Annotated in this window: 1 protein-coding gene; it reads right to left on the minus strand. The window is 74.8% G+C overall.

What is annotated here, in order from left to right:
• The coding region (locus AB0B58_RS42190; protein WP_360237012.1) for a type I polyketide synthase at positions 1-3,616 on the minus strand (3,616 nt) is incomplete at both ends.

A 3,616-nucleotide genomic window follows, 5' to 3' on the forward strand; every position in this document is an offset into this window, starting at 1 on the left:
GACCCTGCCCGTACGTCGCCAGCAACGCCTGCGCCTCGATCGGATCGCCCAGCGTCGTGCCCGTGCCGTGTGCCTCCACCGCGTCCACGTCCGACATGGACAATCCCGCGCTCTCCAGCGCCGCGCGGATCACCCTCGCCTGCGACGGACCGTTCGGCGCCGTCAGACCGTTGGAGGCGCCGTCCTGGTTCACCGCGCTGCCGCTGATCACCGCCAGCACCCGGTGCCCGTTGGCACGCGCGTCCGACAGCCGCTCCAGCAGGAGCACGCCGACGCCCTCGCCCCAGCCGGTGCCGTCCGCGGCGGCCGCGAACGACTTGCACCGGCCGTCGGCGGCCAGCCCCCGCTGGCGGGAGAAGCCGATGAAGGTGTCCGGCGTGGGCATCACCGTGACGCCGCCCGCGAGGGCCAGGCCGCATTCGCCGCGGCGTAGCGACTGGGCCGCCAGGTGCATCGCGACCAGCGACGAAGAGCAGGCCGTGTCCACGGTGACGGCCGGGCCCTCCAGGCCGAAAACGTACGACACGCGGCCGGAGACCACGCTGGAGGACGCCCCGGTGCCGAGGAAGCCCTCGACCTCCTCGGGGATCTCGGCCAGCCAGGCCGCGTAGTTGTGGTACATCACCCCGGCGAAGACGCCCGTGCGGGAGCCGCGTACCGAGGTGGGGTCGATGCCGGCGCGTTCGAAGACCTCCCAGGAGGCCTCCAGCAGCAGCCGCTGCTGCGGATCCATCGCCACAGCCTCACGCGGGCTGATCCCGAAGAACGCCGGATCGAACAACGCCGCATCCGCCAGGAACCCGCCCTCGCGCACATACGACGTGCCCGCCCGCGACGGATCATCGCTGAACAGCGACGACAGCTCCCAGCCACGATCCGTCGGAAAGTCCGAGATACCGTCCCCGCCTGAGACCAGCAGATCCCAGAGCTGCTCCGGCGACGACACACCGCCCGGATACCGGCACGACATGCCGACGATCGCGATCGGCTCGTCGGAGTCGACGAGACGCTCCCGGACCTCGATCGTCGCCGCACCGCCCGCCTCGCCCAGCAGGAAACGGGCCAGCGCCTCCGGCGAGGGATAGTCGAACACCAGCGTCGCCGGCAACCGCAGACCCGAGACCGCCACCAGACGGTTCCGCAACTCCACCGCCGTCAACGAGTCGAAACCCAGATCCGAGAACGCCGCCGCCACGTCCACCTGCGCCGCCGAACCGAACCCCAGCACCCGCGCGACCTCGGTGCGGACGACCTCCAGGATGAGATCCAGGCGCGGGGGAAGCGCCGGGGCGGCCGGGTCGGCGGTGCCCGCGGCGCGGCGGGCGGTGGTACGCACCAGCGAGCGCAGCACCGGCGGCACGTCGGCGCCGCGCATGGCGGCGGTGTCCAGCCGCATCGCGATCAGCATCGGGTCGGCACCGGCGGCGGCCCGGTCGAACAGGTCGAGGCCGTCGGCGGCGGACAGGGCGAGCGCGCCGGACCGGGTCATCCGGCCGCGGTCGGTGTCGCCGAGGGCGCCGGTCATCGCGCTGCGCTCGGTCGCCCAGGGTCCCCAGGCGATCGACGTGGCGGGCAGCCCCGCCCCCCGGCGGCGGCCGGCGAGCGCGTCCAGGTAGGTGTTGGCGGCGGCGTAGTTGGACTGCCCGGGGTTGCCGAACACGCCGGCCGCCGACGAGAAGAGCACGAACGCGGTCAGCGGCAGCTCCCGGGTCAGCTCGTCCAGGTGGGCGGCCGCGTCGACCTTGGGCCGCAGCACGGCCGCCAGCCGCTCCGGGCTCAGCCCGGTGAGCACCCCGTCGTCCAGCACACCGGCGGTGTGCACCACGGCCGTCACCGGGTACGCCGCGAGCAGCGCGGCGACGCCGTCCCGGTCCGCGATGTCGCACGCCACCAGGGCCGCCTCGGCGCCGGCCGCGGCGAGTTCGTCCCGCAACTCGGCGGCGCCGGGGGCGGCCGGGCCGCGGCGGCTGGTCAGCACCAGCCGGCGTACGCCGTGCCGGGCGACCAGGTGCCGGGCCACCAGCGCACCCAGCGCCCCGGTGCCGCCGGTGACCAGCACGGTCGAATCGGCGTCGAAGGGTGTCCCGGCGGGGGTCGTCACGACCCGGACCAGGCGAGGCACCAACAGGTCCCCGCCGCGGACGGCGAGCTCGGGCTCCCCGGCGGCGAGTGCCGCGCCGAGCAGTTCGCCGGGCAGCGACCCGTCGGCGTCGAGCAGCACGAACCGGTCGGGGTTCTCGTTCTGCGCGGACCGGATCAGGCCCCACAGCGGCGCGTTCGCCAAGTCCTCGACGGGGCCGTCGACCGCCACCGCGCCGTGGGTGACCACGATCAGGCGGGACGTGGCGAAGCGCTCGTCGGCCAGCCAGCGCTGCGCAGTGGCGAGCATCGTGGCAACCGCGGTTTGTGCGGAGTCGGCGCCCGGCACCTCCAGGACGACGGCGTCCGGCGCACCGGCCACGCCGTCTAGGTCCGCGGCGGCGTCGAGCACGGCCACCGTGCCGACCCAGGCGACGGGCGCCGGGTTCGGCGCGACCCACTCCACCCGGTAGGTGTGCCGGGGTCGCACGTTCAGCTGGTCGGCGGCGACGGCACGGAAGGTGAGGGCCTCGACGGTGGCGACCGGCGCACCGGCCGGGTCGGTGATGCTCAGCGCGACGGCGTCGCCGTCGGCCGGGCTGAGCCGGACCCGCAGCGCGGTGGCGCCGGTGGCGTGCAGGGTGACGCCGGTCCAGGCGAACGGCAGCCGGGCCCGGCCGTCGTCGGGGAAGAACTCGCCGAGCCCGATGGCGTGCAGGGCGGCGTCGAGCAGGGCGGGGTGCAGCCCGTACCCCTGTGCGGTGGTGTCGTCGGGGAGGTTCACCTCGGCGAAGACGTCGGTGCCGTGCCGCCAGGCCGCCCGCAGCCCGCGGAAGGCGGGGCCGTACGCGAAGCCCTGCTCGGCCGACGACGGGTAGAGGTCGTCCACGGACACCGGCAGGGCGCCGGCGGGCGGCCACTGCGCGTCGATGACCGGCGCGGCGCCGCCGGCGCCGAGCAGGCCGGTGGCGTGGGAGATCCAGGTCTCGTCGGCCTGGGAGTAGACGGTGACCGGGCGCCGCCCGGCGTCCTCGGCGCCGACGACCACCCGCAGCACGACGGACCGGTGCTCGTCCAGCGCGAGCGGGGCTTGAAGGGTGAGCTCCTCGAGGTGTCCGCAGCCGACCTCGTCGCCGGCGCGGACGGCGAGTTCGACGAAGCCGGTGCCGGGGAACAGCACGGTGCCGAGCACCTCGTGGTCGGCCAGCCACGGCACCGTTCCGGTGGAGATGCGCCCGGTGAGCACGGTCTCGGCGGAGCCGGGCACGGTGACGACCGCGGCGAGCAGGGGGTGTTCGGCGGCGGACAGGCCGGCCGAGCTCACGTCGCCGGTGGCCGCCGCCGGCCGCAGCCAGTAGTGCTCATGCTGGAACGGGTACGTGGGCAGGTCCACCACGCTCGCACCGCGACCGGCGAAGAAGGACTCCCAGTCCAGATCCACACCACCGCTGTGAGACGCCGCCAGTGCTGACAACAACGCCGGCACCTCGGGCCGATCCTTGCGCAGCGCCGGCACGAACAGGCCGTCCGCGCACTG

The organism is Actinoplanes sp. NPDC049118 (genome assembly GCF_040648555.1).
Lineage (GTDB): Bacteria > Actinomycetota > Actinomycetes > Mycobacteriales > Micromonosporaceae > Actinoplanes.